Origin of the sequence: Pseudomonas sp. LFS044, assembly GCF_047978245.1 — a bacterium.
Classification (GTDB): Bacteria; Pseudomonadota; Gammaproteobacteria; order Pseudomonadales; family Pseudomonadaceae; genus Aquipseudomonas.
In genome coordinates this window covers 189982-207539 of sequence record NZ_JBFPFX010000002.1, presented here as the reverse complement: position 1 = coordinate 207539, position 17558 = coordinate 189982, and the positions used below count along the sequence as shown (strand labels likewise).

At 58.9% G+C, this 17558-nt stretch carries 21 protein-coding genes; 13 read left to right on the top strand and 8 right to left on the bottom strand.

Annotated elements, in window-relative coordinates:
* Positions 1-151: 151 nt before the first annotated feature.
* On the bottom strand, positions 152-1117 hold the full coding sequence (locus ACNQPL_RS02550; protein WP_306674841.1) for an MFS transporter: 966 nt from the start codon (positions 1115-1117) through the stop codon (positions 152-154).
* Between the two features lie 6 nt (positions 1118-1123).
* Positions 1124-1843: an autoinducer binding domain-containing protein gene (locus tag ACNQPL_RS02545; RefSeq protein ID WP_015877499.1), complete on the bottom strand. Its 720-nt coding sequence runs from the start codon at positions 1841-1843 to the stop codon at positions 1124-1126.
* Positions 1844-2554: 711 nt separating this feature from the next.
* On the opposite strand from ACNQPL_RS02545, the gene ACNQPL_RS02540 reads away from it, so the two are divergent.
* Positions 2555-3106 (top strand): TetR/AcrR family transcriptional regulator, encoded by a 552-nt coding sequence (locus tag ACNQPL_RS02540; RefSeq protein WP_104926637.1) that lies wholly within the window; start codon positions 2555-2557, stop codon positions 3104-3106.
* Between the two features lie 398 nt (positions 3107-3504).
* Here the strand turns inward: ACNQPL_RS02540 and ACNQPL_RS02535 are convergent, their stop codons facing one another.
* The 6 genes from ACNQPL_RS02535 to ACNQPL_RS02510 all read right to left on the bottom strand — a co-directional run bounded on the left by ACNQPL_RS02535 (position 3505) and on the right by ACNQPL_RS02510 (position 6258).
* Positions 3505-3768 (bottom strand): pyocin activator PrtN family protein, encoded by a 264-nt coding sequence (locus ACNQPL_RS02535; RefSeq protein ID WP_140174528.1) that lies wholly within the window; start codon positions 3766-3768, stop codon positions 3505-3507.
* A complete protein-coding gene (locus tag ACNQPL_RS02530) occupies positions 3765-4013 on the bottom strand; it encodes a hypothetical protein (RefSeq protein WP_140174526.1) in 249 nt (82 codons plus the stop codon). Before ACNQPL_RS02530 ends, ACNQPL_RS02535 begins: the two co-directional genes overlap by 4 nt.
* The gene (locus ACNQPL_RS02525) at positions 4010-4507 is read right to left on the bottom strand and encodes a hypothetical protein (protein ID WP_140174524.1); all 498 of its coding nucleotides are present in this window, start codon (positions 4505-4507) and stop codon (positions 4010-4012) included. The genes ACNQPL_RS02530 and ACNQPL_RS02525 overlap by 4 nt, the downstream gene beginning before the upstream one ends.
* A 90-nt stretch (positions 4508-4597) precedes the next feature.
* Positions 4598-4837 carry a pyocin activator PrtN family protein gene (locus ACNQPL_RS02520; protein WP_140174522.1) on the bottom strand — a complete coding sequence of 80 codons (240 nt, stop codon included), beginning with the start codon at positions 4835-4837 and terminating at the stop codon, positions 4598-4600.
* Positions 4834-5343 carry a hypothetical protein gene (locus tag ACNQPL_RS02515; RefSeq protein ID WP_140174520.1) on the bottom strand — a complete coding sequence of 170 codons (510 nt, stop codon included), beginning with the start codon at positions 5341-5343 and terminating at the stop codon, positions 4834-4836. Before ACNQPL_RS02515 ends, ACNQPL_RS02520 begins: the two co-directional genes overlap by 4 nt.
* Positions 5344-5598: 255 nt before the next feature.
* Positions 5599-6258 (bottom strand): LexA family protein, encoded by a 660-nt coding sequence (locus ACNQPL_RS02510; RefSeq protein ID WP_140174518.1) that lies wholly within the window; start codon positions 6256-6258, stop codon positions 5599-5601.
* A gap of 98 nt (positions 6259-6356) precedes the next feature.
* Between ACNQPL_RS02510 and ACNQPL_RS02505 the strand changes: the two genes are divergently transcribed.
* The 12 genes from ACNQPL_RS02505 (at position 6357) to ACNQPL_RS02450 (ending at position 17554) form a co-directional block, all read left to right on the top strand.
* Positions 6357-6551: a helix-turn-helix domain-containing protein gene (locus ACNQPL_RS02505; RefSeq protein WP_140174516.1), complete on the top strand. Its 195-nt coding sequence runs from the start codon at positions 6357-6359 to the stop codon at positions 6549-6551.
* A 227-nt stretch (positions 6552-6778) separates the two neighbouring features.
* Complete coding sequence (locus ACNQPL_RS02500) at positions 6779-7267, top strand: phage regulatory CII family protein (RefSeq protein WP_085625550.1); 489 nt, start codon at positions 6779-6781, stop codon at positions 7265-7267.
* Positions 7260-7463 (top strand): TraR/DksA C4-type zinc finger protein, encoded by a 204-nt coding sequence (locus tag ACNQPL_RS02495; RefSeq protein ID WP_140174514.1) that lies wholly within the window; start codon positions 7260-7262, stop codon positions 7461-7463. The genes ACNQPL_RS02500 and ACNQPL_RS02495 overlap by 8 nt, the downstream gene beginning before the upstream one ends.
* Positions 7460-10222: a bifunctional DNA primase/polymerase gene (locus ACNQPL_RS02490; protein WP_416465725.1), complete on the top strand. Its 2763-nt coding sequence runs from the start codon at positions 7460-7462 to the stop codon at positions 10220-10222. Before ACNQPL_RS02495 ends, ACNQPL_RS02490 begins: the two co-directional genes overlap by 4 nt.
* 328 nt (positions 10223-10550) lie before the next feature.
* A complete protein-coding gene (locus tag ACNQPL_RS02485) occupies positions 10551-11030 on the top strand; it encodes a hypothetical protein (RefSeq protein ID WP_232097762.1) in 480 nt (159 codons plus the stop codon).
* A 203-nt stretch (positions 11031-11233) separates the two neighbouring features.
* The gene (locus ACNQPL_RS02480) at positions 11234-11581 is read left to right on the top strand and encodes a phage holin family protein (protein WP_125854740.1); all 348 of its coding nucleotides are present in this window, start codon (positions 11234-11236) and stop codon (positions 11579-11581) included.
* 160 nt (positions 11582-11741) lie between these two features.
* Positions 11742-12323: a terminase small subunit gene (locus ACNQPL_RS02475; protein ID WP_416465722.1), complete on the top strand. Its 582-nt coding sequence runs from the start codon at positions 11742-11744 to the stop codon at positions 12321-12323.
* Between the two features lie 4 nt (positions 12324-12327).
* On the top strand, positions 12328-14370 hold the full coding sequence (locus ACNQPL_RS02470; protein WP_416465720.1) for a phage terminase large subunit family protein: 2043 nt from the start codon (positions 12328-12330) through the stop codon (positions 14368-14370).
* Between the two features lies 1 nt (position 14371).
* Complete coding sequence (locus ACNQPL_RS02465; RefSeq protein WP_416465718.1) at positions 14372-14578, top strand: phage head-tail joining protein; 207 nt, start codon at positions 14372-14374, stop codon at positions 14576-14578.
* Complete coding sequence (locus ACNQPL_RS02460; RefSeq protein WP_416465716.1) at positions 14575-16056, top strand: phage portal protein; 1482 nt, start codon at positions 14575-14577, stop codon at positions 16054-16056. Before ACNQPL_RS02465 ends, ACNQPL_RS02460 begins: the two co-directional genes overlap by 4 nt.
* Positions 16053-17210, top strand: coding sequence for a head maturation protease, ClpP-related (locus ACNQPL_RS02455; protein ID WP_416465714.1), 1158 nt, complete (start codon positions 16053-16055; stop codon positions 17208-17210). Before ACNQPL_RS02460 ends, ACNQPL_RS02455 begins: the two co-directional genes overlap by 4 nt.
* Positions 17207-17554 (top strand): head decoration protein, encoded by a 348-nt coding sequence (locus tag ACNQPL_RS02450; RefSeq protein WP_416465712.1) that lies wholly within the window; start codon positions 17207-17209, stop codon positions 17552-17554. Before ACNQPL_RS02455 ends, ACNQPL_RS02450 begins: the two co-directional genes overlap by 4 nt.
* Positions 17555-17558: the final 4 nt, after the last annotated feature.

Genomic DNA, 17558 nt, shown 5'->3' with positions numbered 1-17558 from the left:
TGCGGACAATACATTTGGCGCTTATGGAGCTTTGTGCGAAAGGCGCAGGGCGAGAGAATCTCCACTCCTCCAGCGCGGCAACAGGTTCGTTTCCAGCAAAAATAAAAGTGATCGGCACCTGTGCCCCCGAGACGGCCATTACCTGCCAGACTCAATGCTCTTTGTCTGATGCGATCTTAGCGCCGCAGAGGACGAGGATCAGTAACGCTGAGGTGAAGAGCAAAGAGAAGCTTAGGGACGTCGCATGAGCGATCAATCCAATCGCAGCCGGCCCCATCAGTATGCCTAGGTAGCCGATCGCATTGACTATCGCCAGCGCTTGAGCCACGGGCATTACAGTCTGATGCCCGGCCGTGGAGCAAAATATCGGAACGAGATTCGAGATTCCTAATCCGACGAGCACGAACCCCCAAACCGAAACAATCCAGTGGTCGATACCCACCGCCAACGCCATGCCGCCCATAGCCAACAAACTTCCTATCAGTAGCACTGTTCGCGACCCTACCCTGCTGACGATCCAATCACCTGACAGCCTCCCTACTGCCATGGTCACCGAAAAAGCGGCATACCCGATGCCCGCAATATCAGAATCCACGTCCCGGTTTGAAGTCAAATAGACAGCACTCCAGTCGAGCATAGAACCTTCAACCAGAAAAGCGATGAAGCACAGCCCCGCCAGTAACAACACTAGCCTGGTTGGCTTCATCTTAGCCGGCGCTCCCTCTAGCTCCGCGAACGGGAGCATGTGACGACCAAGAGATAAGAGCACCACGCCTAATCCAAGAGCTAATGTAAGTATTGACTGTACAGGATTGAGGCCTAACCAGAGCAGGAGGCTTACCGTACCGGCGCCGAAAATGTTGCCGACGCTGGCCAGGCCATGAAAGCCAGACATCATCTGCTTGCCGTGGTGACGCTCGACAAGCGAGCCTTGAAGATTCATGTTTACATCGGCTGTACCGATGGCGGCCCCAAAAATAAACAAAAAAGACAAGAGTGCCCAATATGAAGTGGCAGTTGCCAGACCAACAAGGGCAACAGCGGTAACAGCGCTTGCAAGATAGACAGTTGTCCTGCAGCCAATTCGATTCGCTAAACTGGCCACAAACGGCATCATGCACATCTACGGCGCCTGGATCAGCCCCATGCCGATCGCCTTGACGACCGCCTGCACCTTGTTGGCCGCGCCGAGCTTGGCGAGGATGTTGTTGATGTGGAACGTGACGGTGCGCTCGGAGATGTTGAGCTGTTCGCCGATCTCGCTGGCGGTGCGGCCTTCGCTGGTCCAGCTCAGCACCTCGCGTTCGCGCTTGGTGAGCGAGATGCTCGCGGCCGGCGACAGCTTCGGCACGAGGAACCGGCCCATCAGCGAATGCGAGAGATTGGCGAGCCAGTTGGCCTGCAGCGTCAGGCTGTTGATCTCGGCCGGCGTGAGGCGGTCCGAGCGCCGCGCGATGGTCAACAGTCCGAACACGCCGCGCGCGGCCCAGCTCGACTGCGCGACGCCGACCGACATGCCGAAGTCGCGCGCGTCGCGCCAGAGCGACGGTTGCTCCGCCGCATCGGCGTCGGGCCAGATGATCATGTTCGGGCTCGCCGCCCCGTCGCGCACGGTCGGATCGATCTCGATGTAGTTGCGCGCCTGATAGTGCGCCATCCAGCCCGGCGGATAGGTGTCGAAGATCTCGACCAAGGGCTGCGATCCCGGCTGCGGCACGCGGATTCCATAGCAGCAGTACTCGAAGCCGAGACGCTTCGAGTATGCGGAAACCTGGTGAAAGAGCTGCTGCTCGTTTTCCGCCGTATTGAACTGGTGGTAGGCATCCTGCCAGCGTAGTTCCATTGATCCGGTACCAAGGCCCAAGAGGAGCAGACCTAGTGCCGCCTCACCTATCTGCGCCCTTTCCTTAGCAAATGGAACCAAAGGTGCCCATGCGCCCATACAAGATCCCGCTAGGAAGAAAGCATATCTGGAGGCGGAAAGCGTATTAGAGGTAAAAAAAGTTCGTTCCGTACTATTCATCTAATAAAGCCTGTAGTTGGCAAGCGGACACTAAGCCCGTAACTTATGGTTCAGACCGGTAATAAAATTTTTGCTGGCGCGTGCGACCTAGAAAGCTAGAGCCTTTCCCATGTAGAGCTAGCTAGTAAGGACACCAGGTGAATAGCCGAATTTTTCGCCGACATCTTAGCCCATACCGTTCAGCGCGCAGCCATAAAAAATAGCATTGATGAGTTGTGATCAGAGAAGGTCTTCATAGGGCGTTGTGGCGTTGAACTGACTGTAAAGTGTCTTCGTCTACTTCCTCAAGCCAATAATCGATTCGTCGAACTTCTCGTCATACAAACACTCATCAATAACACTGGTCAATGTGTTCATCCAAAAAATTTCCTGACCCACTAGCTATTTGTTTCGGGCTCTTGCCCAGCGCAAGAAACCGTACAGGTGTACGATTTCTATCCTACTGCGAGCGCTGATCGAGGTCAATGAAATCGTACGGTTGTACGGTTTCTTGCCCTATGCTAATGTCAGCTGGCAGAGATAGGAGCATGCATGACGAACGAGAAACGGAAGACTTGGCAGCAAGACCCTCATCGTAGGGAGAATATCCTCAAGGCAACCCTAGACTGCATCGAACTGCACGGGGTTGTATGCACAACGTACCGAAAGATTTCCGAACTGTCGGGCGTGCCTCTCGGTTCACTTACACACTACTTCCCGAGCATGCAGGAGCTGCTGCTGGAGGCATTCCAGCTGTTGGCTCAATGCGTATCTACTCGATTTGCAGCAGCAATTCGAAAAGCAAAGACTAAAGAAGACGCTTGCAATGCGATCGTGGATGTTATCTTTGAAAGATTCACATTCGGCACTAGAACGATCCAGCTGACTTGCGAGCTCTATATTTTCGCGGGTCGTAACTCTGTGATGAAGAATGTTATGAAAGACTGGATGCTTGAAATCAGAGGATCACTCGAACTCTTTTTCTCCCCCTTGTCAGCAGTCGCGCTAGATGCTCTGATTGAAGGGGTCATTCTTCATCGGTCAGTAATCCCCATTGCTCGTGAAGACGCTTACAAAATGATAGCCAGGCTATCCGATTTGTAATAGTCATTGTTTGGCAGACAAAAAAATAAAGCGTTATCTGGCCAGCATATCCAAACTACGTAGGTATAAGCGGCACGGTAACGTCCTGTCTGATGATTGAAAGAGGTTGCCGCTCTCGCTGCGGGATGTAAACCGACGCCGTTGCTGCGTTTCTTGTAAGGGTATGAACGTCCGCTCTGGGTCGAAAGCGGTCACTATCACATAATGGATTTGGGCATTTTCAGCCGTTCTGATCCAGCCGATTTAGGGGGCGGGTCGATAGCCGCCATCGCAGGCGGCCATCGACGCAAGGTAGCTAAGCCGTATTCGAATGGGTGAAGAGTCGGATGCAGCCAGATGTTCCGTGCGGCCGGTTGACACTGATCAAGTGGGGTGAAATCTCCGTATCAGCGTACCCGTCACCTCTTATTCAATTGCGCACACTCTTTTCGCGCAGCATCCCGCTGCTGGTCCAGGTAGAGAGCCAGATCAGCAATGTGTATGCCTCGGGCGCTCTTCTGGCTCGGTTCAAGCCGGGTGATCGGTAGCTTGATCTCTCCGGCCAGCACCTTGCGTTGGAATACAAGCGGCGTTAGGTGCGTGAAGTAGTCAGCGCATACCTGTTCGAGCGAGATAATCGCCGTGCCGTTGTACTGCGCCATCAAAAGAAAGGCTGTGTTCACGCATGGCCCTCCTGTTCCAGCGAATTCGTCTCTGCGTTGCTGGGCCGAGCGGATTGCCTACCCTCACTGAGCTGGGTTAGCACCTGCTTGCTGGCAAGGTTAAACAACTCGTCGGCGCTAACTGGCGCTATGGACTGCTCGAAGTTGCGCACGGCCTCAAACCGAGTTCGATACAGCCCGGCCTGGCCGAGCCAAGCGGCTGCGTTGGGGGTCGCGGTCGGTGCGGGATCGTCGTGCTGGCTCATGCTGCCTCCTCCGCGCTTGTGGCACCGGCAGGGGTTTCGCGCAATTGGGTGTGAATCCGTTTAGCCAGGCCTCCCAGTTGGGTGGCTTGCAAGCTCGCGCGTGATGCCTGCTGAGTTGCCTTCATTGCGATTAGCGTCCGCTCAGTCAGATTCAATGTTTCGATGGCGCTGATAAGCAGCTCGTAATCTGTTCTGGCCACTGCTAACCCGGTGTAAGACATGATCCGGGCTTCCAGCTCGCGGATGCTGCCTTTTAGTTGTGCGACAGCAAGGTGATGCCTGCGATGGTCCGCTTCGGTCTGAACTTGGGCTTTGTCCAGGTCGTCTTGAAGGCCTTTAATCTGCAATTTCAGATCGGCTTTCAGGCGCTGTTTGCCGGTGTCCAGGCCTCGGTTGAAGGCGCGATGGCGAGCTTTCGCAAACAGTAAGGGCAGAACAATCAGGGTAGCCAGCCACAGGATACCTAGGGCGAGTACTTGTTGATGCGGTTGCATGTGCTGTGCTCCGAAGTGTCCAGCACCGGCCGGAAGTGTGGTGGTGGCCTGGTGCTGAAGCGTTGCCCCTGATGGCCGGGGCCGCCTCTGTTACGCCGTCTTATTCGCTTGGGTGTCTAGGTAGTCGGCGAGTTCGTGCAGGTAGATCACGTACTGCGCTCGGGCTGAGTGATGCAGCTTTGTAGGCTTCAGCCCAATCTTTCCGGCGTTGATCAACTCCTTGAACCGGCGATCTGTCTTTATGTGCGGGAAGTAGCGCTCTCGCACGGCAGTCAGTGTCGGGCAGGGTGTTGTCCACTCATTGCGCAATTGGCGAAGCGTGTCGGTCATGGGTGCTCCCCGTGACTCACTGGGAGTCGGCCGAGCTTGGCGCGCACCGCTTCGGCAAGCGTGTGCTTACAGCTGCCGTACGCCGTCGCGCGAATCTCGCCTTGGTCGTTGGTGACAACGGTCCCAAACGGTTGCTCTTGGTCGGTGGTGGGGGTGATGAAGGCGCGTAGGCCTTCCGGGAGAACATCGCTCACGCAGTCCAGCGCTTCCATCAAGGCGATAGCGCGTTGGGTCTGTAAGCCCGACTCTGTTCGGCCATTGGCTACGTCCTGCAGGAAATCGCGCAGGGACATGTACTTAGTGGAGTCACCACGGCGCAGGGTTATCGAGCCCGTATAGGGGCCGAACCGCACTTGCAGGTGGTGATCGCGGCTGTCGTTCTCCACCTGAATGTGAGCGTCGACAGTTGTTTCGGGACGCCGTAGCGGGCAGGTGGTGTTCCCGCCATTCTCCAGCGTGCGCTCCAGCAGCATCACGCGGCGTAGATTGATAGTGAATTCGTTCATACCGCACCCCCGTTAGGGACAGCGCGGACGTTGCCCCCAGGGGAGACGATCACTTGCAGACCGGTCGAGCGTTGAAACGCTTCAACGATGGCGGGGTGGGTGCAGGTGGTGGGGTGCAAGTAGATCTTGCACCCGTTCCTGTGCTGTGCAGTTGGCATATCTGGACCTCGGTGGTGAGAGGGTAGAGGTCCAGACAATACTTAAACGAATTTATACGGTCAATACTAATTCGTATTGACCGTATGGGCGGTGTGGTCAGAAGATTTCCAGCTTGGAAACCACTACACCACAGATCGAAGCGTCTTCGGGCAGCTCAATAATTGGGTCAGGCCAAGATGGGTTCAATGGCTTGAGAAATCTGCGCTCCCCCTCCAGTACCAACTGCTTAAACGTGGCTTCCTTGCTGTCTGCGAGCTTGGCGATTACCAGAGAGCCGTTCTCATAATCCTTGTTCGGGTCGACAAAGATGATGTCGCCGTCCATGAACGAGCGCCGCTCATGTGGGTTGAACATTGATAAGCCTCGGACTCTCAGGGCGAACGTCGCGTTGCTATGAGATACAGCGCAAGGCAACCAATTTTCTACATCCTGCAGTTCGAGGACATCCTGCATTTCACACCACGTTCCCGCCTGTACCCATGAGATCAGCGGTACAAATCCGCGAATACGTGGTCCTGGTTCGATGTTGGAGTTGGGGCCGATAACTAGTTCAGGCGCTTCCCCTCCTTTCCAAAGCCACTCGCTGGTGACGCCCAAGGCTTTCGCCAGCTTTTCGACGTTCGCCTGGCGTGGGCTTGCAGAGGTGCCGGTGAGGATTCGGTGGATGGTCGGCTGCGGTACCCCTGACCGTCTTCCCAATTCCCCTTCAGACCACTGCAGTTCATGCATTCGCTGTGCTACGCGCTTTCCTATCACGGCCTATGCTCTGATTCGTTTGCGTATCGGAATTGTATTGCTCGCATCAATTCGTTTGGGTATTATCATGCCAATTCGATAACGCATCGGTGGGTGCAATGACCATTCAAGAGATGCTTCAAAAACTGACTGATCTGGGGTTTTCGCAGCGTGCGATCGCAGATCGAGTTGGCGTCACACAGCCAACGATCTATCGAGCAACCAAAGGCGCGGCCGTCCGCTATGAGATCGGCAAGGCTATTGAGCAGTTCTATGAAGAGCAAAAAAAGGTCGCTGAAAAGCAGCCTAAGTAAGGACTGCTGAGCTAGGGCCTCTCACCACAAGAATTCCTAGCTCAGCAAGCACGGCGCAGAGCGCCGTTGTACCCGCCATCCGGTTGCCTCTCACCACAAGATTCGCCGGATGACTAGAACCGCGTGAAATGCCCGCACAGCACGCAAAGCACAGCACACCGGTTGTATTCACAGGATAGGGCGTACTTACCTCTGTGACTACACCGTTAATCGAGGTTTAACGGTTTATGAGTCGTATCGACACTCTGCCGGGAGTAGGGCCGGCACTATCCCTCAAGCAGGCGCTCTACCGCGCCGGTCGCGATTACAAGGGTGGGATCACCCGCCTGGCGTTTGAGATGGGTATGGATCTCGACGCTCTCCAGAAAAAGCTTAAGCACGACGAAGAGCGCCGCTGGCTCACCCCGGACGAGCTGGAAGAGGTGCTGCAGTGGACCGCAGACCGGCGTGTCCTCGACGCTTTGGGGCGTGCGGCCGGCGTAGTTTGGTACCGACCGTGCCCGATCCCTGCAACCAACGAGCAGTTGAAAGCGGTTGGCCTTTTGCTGAAGGAAGCTGCTGAGTTCGTGAGCAGCATGCACGAAGGTGCTGCTGACAACGTGTGGGAGCTGCACGAAGTGCAGAAGCTTGAGGCGTGTGGCCTGGATGTTATCCGCCAGGTACTGGCGATTACGTCAGGTGCGCGTCAGGCTATGGAGGACCAGGTCAATGGCTGATGCAGTCGATTTCGCGAATGATCAGGTCGAGTACTTTCTCCAGCTGTCGTTGCAGCGCCTTGCGCGTCTGCCTGGCAAGCCGAGCGCACAGTTTTGCGACGACTGCGGCGAGCCGATTCCGTTGGCTCGACAGCAGACCGTCGAGGGCTGCGATACCTGCGTCGACTGCCAGGAGCTGCGGGAGCGCCGTCGATGAGTGAGCGCCCAGTAGCAACTACGGCCGGATGGGCGCGCCGTTACATCGAAACCTTTGGCCTCGCCCTGGTGCCCATTGAACCGGGCGAAAAAGGCCCAAAAGGTAAGGCTTGGAATACCCCTGAGGGCTATATCACCGATGCAAACGCTGCGGAGGCGTTCTGGTTGGAGCATCCCGATCACAACCTTGGTGTTGTGCTCGGCCCTAGTCGTGTTTGTTCGCTTGATGTGGATGATGTCGCGCTGTCCCGTATTGCTTTGCGCGACGCCTTTGGGCTGGATCTGGAGGCGCTCGCAGCTGCATACCCAACCGCTGTGGGTAACCCTGCGCGTTTCCGTGTAATGTTTCGGGTGCCGGATGAGGTTGAGCTGAGCCGGCGCTCTTTGGCGTGGCCAAACCAGGCCGACCCGGATGGTTCGATCTTGAAAGCGCTCACTGCTCAAATGGTGGCGGCGAAGGATGCTGGTGACGCGACACGCGAGGCGGCTCTTAAGATAGCGGCTGAGCCTTTTAAGAAAATCACCGTTTTCGAGTTACGTGGTGGCGCTGTGCAAGACGTTCTGCCGCCCTCCATTCACCCAGGCACCGGTCAGCCGTACACATGGCGTATACCACCATCTGCCGCCGGCCTTCCTGATCTGCCCGCCGAGCTGTTGAACATCTGGCTAAATTGGGACCAGCTCAAGCCCCAGGCGCTCGCAGTGTGCCCGTGGGCTATTAAGTCGGCTCCGGCGGTCTCTCAACCAACCCCGCGCCCTCGTCCAGCCACTGCGCCGTCAGGTAGTTCATTGCCTGAAGTCATTCCTGAGTTCAACCGAACCTACGATATCGCCACTTTGATTGAGGGGCACGGCTACAAGCGCATTGGTGGCAAGTGGCTCTGCCCTCACAGCAGCAGTGGTGACCCTGGTGTGACGATCTCGGAGGGCAAGCTGTATTCGCACCACAGCTCAGATCCGCTGGCTAACGGTCACAAGAATGATGCCTTCGATGTGTACTGCATCCTTGTGCACGACGGCAACCAACGAGAGGCAACCAAAGCGGCGGCGCGAATGTTAGGGCTGGATGCGAAGTCGAGACCGCCGGCCCCTCCGCCCATTGGAGAGCTTACCCAAGCCCCATCGGCTAATGAGCCTGTTGGCCACCTTGAGGATGGGCTGACAAGTGAGGAGGTGCACCGCCATGCAACGCCCACGACAAGCGAGCCCGGCGCGGGCGCCTTCGCGGCCAACGGGGGGGAGGGGGGAAGTACTATGGACATTGCCACCGCAATGCGCCGCTTCGCCCTAGTCGAGGGGACCACAAACGTCTGGGACATGGACAAAGCGAAGCCAATGAAGCGTGGCGGCTTCGAGGCTCTTATAGGCAAGCCGCTTGCGAAGGAGTGGATGGAGCGTACCGACAAGAAGTTGATCGCGCCCGAGCAAGCACAGGAGCTTGATCAGGCTCGGCGTCTCTCAGCCAAGAAAGGCGGTGCACTGAAGCTCGACCCCATCGAGCGATACGTGTACATCGATGGTACCAAGGACGTTTGGGACAGAGAGAAGAAACGCCGTATCGCCGAAGGCGCCGTGAAAATGGCAATGGGGGAAGAGTACAAGTGGTGGCTCAACAGCCAGGATCGCCGCGTGGTGGACGTCGACCATATCGTGTTCGATCCCACCATGACCAAGGATCCCAACATCTACATCAACACCTTCGAAGGGCTGCCTCTGGAGCCGGTGCGTGATGATGCAGCCTGCGAGAATCTGCGCTGGTTGATCTCGTTCCTCTGCAACCATGACGAGGAAGCGCTGGGCTGGCTGACGAAGTGGTTGGCGTATCCGCTCCAGAATATGGGGGCCAAGATGGATACAGCAGTGCTAATGCACTCCATCATGGAGGGATCGGGCAAGAGCCTGCTGTTTGCGGATGTTTTCGGCCAGTTGTACGGCCAGTACTCTGCGACTGTTGGGCAAACGCAGTTGGAAGGTAGCTTCAACGCCTGGCAGAGCCGCAAACTGTGGGCCGTATTCGAGGAGGTCGTCAGCCGCGACCAGCGTTACAACCAAGTGGGTAAGATCAAGCACATGATCACTGGCAAGACCGTGCGGATGGAGTCTAAGTTCATCAATGGATGGGAAGAAGCCAACCACATGAATGCGGTCTTCCTGAGCAACGAGATCATGCCTTGGCCTATCAGTGATGATGATCGTCGTATGCTGGTGATGTGGCCGTTGCAAACGCTGCCGGTAGAGCGCCAAAAGGCCATTGGCCGGGAGTTGGCCAAGGGCGGTGTAGCGGCGCTTTACGGCTGGCTGCTCGCGCTCGACCTCGGCGATTTCAATCAGCGTACTCGCCCTCCGAAGACGGAGGCGAGACAACGCCTGGTCGCGCTAAGCCGAACGGCATGGCAAACTTTCCTGAGTCTCTGGCAAACTGGAGAGCTTGGACGAGGTCTTTGGGGTTGCTGCCTCGCTACAGATTTGTACGCGTTGTTCATTGAATGGTGTTCGCGTAACAAAGAGCACTCAATGAGTCAGACGAAGTTCTCACTGATGCTCAGCGCAACGGTCGAGAAGACGCGTTCGATTCCGTGGACGGACGGAAACAACCGTCGATTTGCCGCGTTCTTCTTCCCCTCTGATTCCGATGCTTCCCTACCCCCATCGTTCAATGCGGCCGAGCTGGGGCAAGCCGTTATCACCTGGCGCAGCAAGGCGAAACTTGCAGGGTGGAACGTAGATGCTTGGGAGCACGTGAAGGGGGTGGCTGCATGAAGCCAAATGCCCCTGTGTTGGGTGTGTTGGGTTTGTGTTGGGTAGGTTTGTGTAACCCAACACACGTTGAACCCCCGAATTTCAAGGCTTCCCGTACCTCTGTGTTGGGTGTGTTGGGTTTGCGCACGCGCACGCGTGCGCGGGAAATATTTCTCTCGGCGCAACGGCTCTACAAAAAAACCTATGCGAGGACAAAAAAACCCAACAAACCCAACACACTCAACACACCTATTGATAAGGCACTGAATTTATTGAGTTTTAACTGTGTTGAGTTTGTGTTGGGTTGCGGTTTTTTGTGTTGGGTTGGGGATCTTGGGAGAGCAGACTCATGAATGACGAAGCCGAGCGCCTACAAATGGTTGAGGGGCTGATGCAGCACTGGGGGGAGCAGCGGGCACTCCTCGGGCATCAGGCCGGATTGGGTAGTCAGATGGGCAGCATCATGGAGTGGAAGGGCGCAGCTCCTCGTGGCGGAGTTGCCGGGGCGAGGGTACTTATTAGTGGAGCGGGTTTGGATCATTCAGCAGCGGAGATTGATGCAGCAGTTGCGGAGTTAAACCGCCGTGACAAGCGCGGGGCAATCCTGGCGAAACTGGCCACTTACAGGTATCTGCATGGGGCAACCATCCGTGAGCAAATGCGCGAGGTCGGGCTGGCGGAGGGTGCCGACCGGACCTATCGGAACTGGATCAAGTCACTGCACCTACAGGTGCTGGCCATCCTGATGGCTCGATCTGGGCCAAACAGACGACATACCGTTCGTCGGTTCACAATGCGCCGAGTGTGCGCTGAGGATGCGTCGAAGTAGCGTCAAGACGGAGTACCGAAAATGACCTCTTTTCGGTTTTTCCGATGGCATGTAAAAAGACGCCACGATATGAAAAGTGCGCTTAGGCGCTTCCCCACAAGCACTGTGCTGTGCGACCCGCTCCGATATGTCGGCGCATTGAGAACCCTGCCAACTGGCGGGGTTTTCTTTTTCCGGCGCCGTGCTTTGCCAATGAGGCTTACATGAACAGCGAGCAACAAACGTTAGCCGAACTGCCGATCTGGATGGTGATCGTGCTGTCCTTGGTCGGCGGTGTTTCGGGAGAGATGTGGCGGGCGGATATGGCGGGCGCTCGCGGTTGGGGGCTGATTCGCCGGTTGGCGTTGCGCTCTGGTGCCTGCGTGACCTGCGGTCTTTCGACCAACATGCTGCTGTACGCCCTCGGCGTTTCGGTATGGGCGGCAGCAGCGGTTGGTTGCTTGGCTGCGATGGCTGGCGCCGATGTCGCGATCAACCTCTACATGCGCTGGGCCGCCAAGCGGCTGGGGCTGGAGCAGGCGCCGCCCCAGGCCGGCGAGCCGGGGCAATGACCCGGCCGGCAGCCCCGGCGGGGCGGGGGACCCTGGCGATATGGCCGGGGTACGGGGCAGGAAACCCGCGGTTCTTTGTTAGCGGGAGGTTCACCAGCTTAGTGAACTACGGTGAACTGGTTAACCCCCCGAATTCATTGGGTGAACTGGACGCTTCGACATGACGCAGCTGACTAAATCGGAGTTCGCCGCCCGGCACGGATGGTCGAAATCCTACGTTTCCAAACTGGCCAAGCAGGATCGCCTGGTGCTGACTGATGACGGCAAGGTCGATGTCGAAGCCACGGAGTTGCTGCTGGCCGAGTCCGCTGATCCGAGCAAGGCGGCTGTTGCTGCCCGCCACGAAGAGAGCCGCATCGAACGTGACGTTCGAAGTCAGCTTCAGCCCGGCCCCGGCCCATCGGCGGTATCACAGCCGGAACTGACGCCCGGCGGTGCTCACAACTTCCAGAAATCGAAGGCGCATCGCGAGTATTACCTCGCCCAGCTGGCCGAGGCCGAGTTCAACAAAGTCCAGGGCAACCTGGTGGAGCGGAAAGCGGTGGAAGACGCGGCCTATGCGGCGGGCAGGATGCTTCGTGACCAGTTCTTCGGGCTCGCACCTCAACTCGCTGCCGAGCTGGTGGGGATGAGTGACCCATGGGATATCGAGAAGCACCTCGCCAGCGCCTTCCGCCGAGTCTTCACCGAGGTCGACAAGATGAGCAGCATCGACCTCGACCGAGCGATCACACAGAGCTGAGCCTATGCCCACCGGATACGCAAACGGTGCTGAGGTGTACCGCGAAGCGTATTGCCGAGGGCTGACGCCTGACCCCGAGCTGTGGGTAGACGAGTGGTCGGATGAGTACATGCGGATCCCGCGTGATACCGGCGCCGCCGAGCCTGGCAAGTACCGCACCGCGCGTACACCGTATGCCCGTGAACCTATGCGCTGCCTGTCCCCAGCCCACCCGTGCAAGCGGGTGGTGACCAAGGTCGCCTCGCAGCTGATGAAAACTCAGATCGCCTTGAACTGGATCGGTGCGCTGATCCACATGGCTCCATCCAACATCCTGACGCTGCTGCCCAGCTTAGCCTTGGCCAAGCGGGTGTCTTCGCGGATCGGCAAGACGATCGATGTCACGCCCGAACTCAAGGCGCGTGTGGCGGCCAATCGCTCCAGGGATGCTCGAAACACCATGGATACCAAGGAGTTCGAGGGCGGCACGTTGTATGCCACCACGGCTGGCTCGGCTGCCAACCTGTCCGAGCTGTCGGCGCGTTACATCTACGGCGATGAAGTTGATCGTTGGGATGTCGACGTCGACCAAGAGGGTGACCCCATCAAGCTGGCCGAGGCCAGGGGCAGTACCTTCGGCCGTAACGCCAAGTTCTATTTCTCCAGCTCACCGCTCATCAAAGGGGCGTCGCGAATCGACGACCTGTTCATGATGGGGGATCAGCGCCATTTCTATGTCCCGTGTCCGGCTTGTGGGCACATGCAGGTGTTGAGCTGGGACCGCCTGCTGTACTCGGCTGACTTCAGCACTGTGCACTACCAGTGCGCTGGCTCTGATTGTGATGTCCTGATCGAGGAGCACCACAAGAGCGAAATGCTGGCCAAGGGCGAGTGGCGCGCTCATGCGCACGGTGACGGCGAGACAGTCAGCTTCCACCTCAATGCGCTGTATGCACCTCTGGGTTGGCACTCCTGGACGATGTTGGCCCGAGAGTTCGAGGAGGCCAAACGCGCCCAGGATCGCGGCGACTTGGAGCCCATGCAGGTGTTCTACAACACCCGCCTGGCTGAGGTCTGGGACAGTGCGGTCGAGCAGACGAAAGCTGAGGTGCTGCAGGCCCGCGCGATGCAAGGAGACTATGTCCTCGGCACCTTGCCCGTGGGAGCGCTTGCCTTGACGGCCTCCGTCGACGTCCAGGCCAACCGCCTGGAGTTGATGGTGATGGCCTGGGGTACCGGCATGGAGCGCTGGGTGGTCGATCACCAGGTGATCCCTGGCGATCCGGCCGACGAGCGTACCTGGTCGCTGTTGGACGAGCGGTTGAAAGTCCGGTACCGGCACCCCTGCGGCGTAAGCCTCGGGATCTTGGCTACCGGCATCGACTCCGGCGGTCACCACACGCATGAGGTCTATCAGTTCGCCCGCGTGCGCCGCTGGCGCAACGTGTTCGCGCTCAAGGGTGCGAGCAAGCCGGGTCGGCCAGTCATCGCCCAGCGTCCGTCCCAAGTGGATGTCACTTGGAAGGGTCAAACGGAGCGCAACGGTGCAGAGCTGTGGATCGTTGGTACCGACACGGCCAAGGACTGGATCTACAACCGCTACAGCTTCGAGAAAGGCCCAGGCGCGTTGCACTTCGCCAAGGATCTGCCCGACGAGTTCTTTCAACAGTGTGTGGCTGAACGAAAGGTCGCCCGCTACGTGAAGGGCTACAAGCGCATCGAGTGGGTCAAGGGCAAGGCCGACCGCAACGAGGCACTAGACCTGATGGTGTACAACCTGGCCATGGCCAACTTCCTCGGCCTGCACCGCTACGGCGAACAGGACTGGAACAAGCTGAGGCAGGCGCTGGCGCAGGCCAACCTATTCGAGCATGGCGAACCGGAGCCACCTCGGCCCCTGGCCAGCGAGCCGGACGACGATCAGGACGACAAGATCGATTTACCAGCACCCGCGCCTGTAGCGGGCAAACACAACGATCCAACGCCACCTCCACCGCCGGCTCCCCGGGCGGTACCCCAACCCATGCAACGCCGCAGCTCCAGCAGCGGCTACCTCAAGAGACGCTGACATGGCCTATACAAAAGCACATCTCGACGCTGTCGAGCGGGCGATTGCGCGCGGTGAAAAGATCGTTCGCTACTCGGACCGCACCGTCGAGTATCGAACGGTGGACGAGCTGATTAAGGCTCGCGACCTGATCCGCACTGAGCTGACGAATGCCGCCGGACCACGTTCGCGCGTCGTGCGCGTATCCCACGGAGGCAAGGGTCTGTGAGCGGACGCTACTTGTCCCTCGGTCGGTCGGGCATCTTGGTGCCCGAGCGGATCAAGGCCAGCTATGAAGGCGCCGCCGAGGGACGGCGCTCATCGGGATGGGATGCGCCGGATACCGGCGTGAACAGCCTGATCATGCCGGCCCTGCGCAACCTGCGCTCCCGCTCCCGCAGCGCGGTGCGCAATGACCCCTACGCCGCCAACGTCATCGACAAGCGCGTCAGCAACCTGATCGGTACAGGCATCACCCCGCACCCACGGCTGCTCGACAAGGCGATTCGCAAGGTGATGCAGGAGCTTTGGGAGGATTGGGTGGATGAGGCGGATGCCGATCAACTCACGGACTTTTACGGCCAGCAGGCGCTGGTGGCGCGCACGGTAGAGCAATCGGGCGAGTGCTTCATTCGCCTGCGCCCACGCCGGCTGGAGGACGGCTACGCGGTGCCGCTGCAGCTGCAGTGCCTGTCACCGGAGTTCGTCCCCCATGACAAGTTCGAAATGACCCGCTTCGGCAACGTCATTCGGGCCGGGATTGAGTTCAACGCCATGGGGCGGCGTGTGGCCTACTGGTGCTATCGCAACCATCCCAGCGACAAGACCTCGCTCAATGTGGGCTACAACCAGCTGGTGCGGATCCCGGCGGAGCAGATGCTGCACGTGTTCGAGCCTCTGGAACCCGGCCAGCTGCGCGGTGTTCCGCGTCTGGCGCCGGTCCTGAAACGGCTGCGCAGCCTAGACAACTTCGATGACGCGGTGCTGTTTCGCCAAGAGGTGGCCAACCTGTTTGCCGGCTTCGTTCGCAAGCCAGCACCTGACGGCCCGCCGCAGCTCGACCCGCTCACTGGGGCACCGGTCAAGTACGACCGCGACGGCTTCACCCCGATGGTGGGACTTGAGCCCGGCACGATGCAGGAGCTGCTGCCTGGTGAGCAGGTCGAGTTCTCGGACCCGCCGGACGCCGGCAACAACTACCCCGATTTTATGCGGCAGCAGCTGATGGCCGCTGCCGCCGGGTCGGGCATGCCCTACGAGCTTATGACCGGCGATATGCAGGGTGTGAATGACCGGGCGATCCGCGTGGTGCTCACCGAGTTCCGGCGCCGCCTGGAGCAGCTCCAGTTTCAGGTGTACGTCCATCAGCTGTGCCGACCAGTTCGCAAAGCCTGGATGGACATGGCCGTGCTCGCCGGGGCGCTAGACCTGCCGGACTACGCGCAGCGGCGTCGCGAGTACCAGCGAACCCGTTGGGTGCCGCAAGGCTGGGCCTACATCCACCCGGTACAGGACGTCCAGTCCAGGCAGATGGAGATCCTTGCCGGCTTCACCTCTCGCAGCGAGACCTGTTTGCGCGGCGGAACCGACGCTGAGGTGGTGGATGAAGAAAACGCTGCCGATCTCGCCCGGGCAAAGGCCTTGGGCCTCAAATACAGCACTTTGTCGGCGGTCGATGACGACCCCGAGGAGAAGGAGAAAGCATGAAGCCGTTGAAGCCTTTCCGTATCTTCAACAAGGCACCAACGGTGCCGCAGGTTGATGATGAGCACTGGTATCAGATCAAGGCCGCCACGAAAGCTGAGGGCGCTACGGAAGCCGATCCTGTCCCGATTGAAATCTACATCTACGGCGAGATTGGCGGTTGGGGTATTACCGCTAACCAGTTCATCCGCGACCTCAAGGCGATTGATGACGGGGTGTCGCCGGTTGAAGTCGCCTTCAATACCAACGGCGGCGATCTGTTCGAGGGTCTGGCGATCCATAACGCGCTGAGCCGTCTGGGTGAGCGTTGTACCGGCCGCATCGATGCCCTGGCGGCTAGCGCCGGTAGCGTTGCGGTGTGCGGCGCTCACCGGGTGGTGATGGCGTCGAATGCGATTCTGATGATTCACAACCCCTACACCTGGATCGAAGGTGACGCCGAAGAGCTTCGGCGGGTGGCTGATGTACTCGACCAGGCGTTCGAGGTGATCATCGCGGCTTACAAGGCAAAAGCGCCTGACATCGACGAAGCCGAGCTGCGGCGTCTGGTCAACGATGAGAGCTGGCTGACCGCTACGGAAGCACTGGCACTTGGGCTGGTCGATGAGATCGGCAATGGCGTGCAGGTGCGAGCCTGCCTGGGCAACGGTGCAGCTATGGCCAAGTATCGGAAGACCCCGCAGACGTTGCTCGATCAGCTCGCCACCAAGCCTGGTGAGCCTGATGCAGCTCCGGCAACGACGTCCGAGCCGGCGGCACCAGACCCAGGCGATTCCACTGCGCTGGCCTTGATGATCACCCAGGACTGCGCCAAGGCGGGAATCAGCAATCTGGTCGCTCCCCTGATCACTGCCACCAAGCTGACCGACAAGGCCACGGTGCAGGCCGCGCTAAAGCGCGCCAAGGGCATTCGCGATCTTTGCGCGGCAGCTCGGCTGCCGGAGCTGACCCCTGAATACGTGACGGCCGGCCTGGAGCCCGATGCAGTACGGGCTCGGCTGTTCGAGAAGCTGGTCAGCTCGGGCCAGGGCTTCGAGATCGACAACACTCTGCCGCCGGCCGACGACGAGCAAGAGCCGATCAAGGCGCAACTACCCAACCCAACCGATATCTGGGCTGCCCGCCGGCAGGCCGCCACAAAAGGAGCACGACCATGAGCGTCATCCAACAGGAACCGGTCCATGCCGGTGAGTTCCTGCTTTCTGAAGGTGCGGGGAAGATCTCCCGCGAAGCCATCAACATCGTCGCTGGCCCGGCCCTGGTTGCTGGCCAGTTGCTCGGCCTGGTCACGGCAAGCGGCGAGTTCGCTCCCTACAACCCCGAGGCTGAAGACGGTAGCGAGAACGCCGTCTGCATCCTCTTCGCTCCGCTCGGCGAGTCGGATGTCTCGCGGCGTGGGCGCGCCGTGGTGCGGCTGGCGGAGGTCACCGAGGCGCTGTTGACGGGCCTGGACGGCGATGCGGAAAAGTCCTTGGCGGCGAACTTCATCATCCTGCGTTGACCTG

What these genes read in the sequence shown, in the direction of transcription:
- ACNQPL_RS02550 (WP_306674841.1), bottom strand. Translation starts at nt 1,117, where the DNA reads ATGATGCCGTTTGTGGCCAGTTTAGCGAATCGAATTGGCTGCAGGACA.
- ACNQPL_RS02545 (WP_015877499.1), bottom strand. Translation starts at nt 1,843, where the DNA reads ATGGAACTACGCTGGCAGGATGCCTACCACCAGTTCAATACGGCGGAA.
- ACNQPL_RS02540 (WP_104926637.1), top strand. Translation starts at nt 2,555, where the DNA reads ATGACGAACGAGAAACGGAAGACTTGGCAGCAAGACCCTCATCGTAGG.
- ACNQPL_RS02530 (WP_140174526.1), bottom strand. Translation starts at nt 4,013, where the DNA reads ATGAGCCAGCACGACGATCCCGCACCGACCGCGACCCCCAACGCAGCC.
- ACNQPL_RS02525 (WP_140174524.1), bottom strand. Translation starts at nt 4,507, where the DNA reads ATGCAACCGCATCAACAAGTACTCGCCCTAGGTATCCTGTGGCTGGCT.
- ACNQPL_RS02520 (WP_140174522.1), bottom strand. Translation starts at nt 4,837, where the DNA reads ATGACCGACACGCTTCGCCAATTGCGCAATGAGTGGACAACACCCTGC.
- ACNQPL_RS02515 (WP_140174520.1), bottom strand. Translation starts at nt 5,343, where the DNA reads ATGAACGAATTCACTATCAATCTACGCCGCGTGATGCTGCTGGAGCGC.
- ACNQPL_RS02505 (WP_140174516.1), top strand. Translation starts at nt 6,357, where the DNA reads ATGACCATTCAAGAGATGCTTCAAAAACTGACTGATCTGGGGTTTTCG.
- ACNQPL_RS02500 (WP_085625550.1), top strand. Translation starts at nt 6,779, where the DNA reads ATGAGTCGTATCGACACTCTGCCGGGAGTAGGGCCGGCACTATCCCTC.
- ACNQPL_RS02495 (WP_140174514.1), top strand. Translation starts at nt 7,260, where the DNA reads ATGGCTGATGCAGTCGATTTCGCGAATGATCAGGTCGAGTACTTTCTC.
- ACNQPL_RS02490 (WP_416465725.1), top strand. Translation starts at nt 7,460, where the DNA reads ATGAGTGAGCGCCCAGTAGCAACTACGGCCGGATGGGCGCGCCGTTAC.
- ACNQPL_RS02485 (WP_232097762.1), top strand. Translation starts at nt 10,551, where the DNA reads ATGAATGACGAAGCCGAGCGCCTACAAATGGTTGAGGGGCTGATGCAG.
- ACNQPL_RS02480 (WP_125854740.1), top strand. Translation starts at nt 11,234, where the DNA reads ATGAACAGCGAGCAACAAACGTTAGCCGAACTGCCGATCTGGATGGTG.
- ACNQPL_RS02475 (WP_416465722.1), top strand. Translation starts at nt 11,742, where the DNA reads ATGACGCAGCTGACTAAATCGGAGTTCGCCGCCCGGCACGGATGGTCG.
- ACNQPL_RS02470 (WP_416465720.1), top strand. Translation starts at nt 12,328, where the DNA reads ATGCCCACCGGATACGCAAACGGTGCTGAGGTGTACCGCGAAGCGTAT.
- ACNQPL_RS02465 (WP_416465718.1), top strand. Translation starts at nt 14,372, where the DNA reads ATGGCCTATACAAAAGCACATCTCGACGCTGTCGAGCGGGCGATTGCG.
- ACNQPL_RS02455 (WP_416465714.1), top strand. Translation starts at nt 16,053, where the DNA reads ATGAAGCCGTTGAAGCCTTTCCGTATCTTCAACAAGGCACCAACGGTG.
- ACNQPL_RS02450 (WP_416465712.1), top strand. Translation starts at nt 17,207, where the DNA reads ATGAGCGTCATCCAACAGGAACCGGTCCATGCCGGTGAGTTCCTGCTT.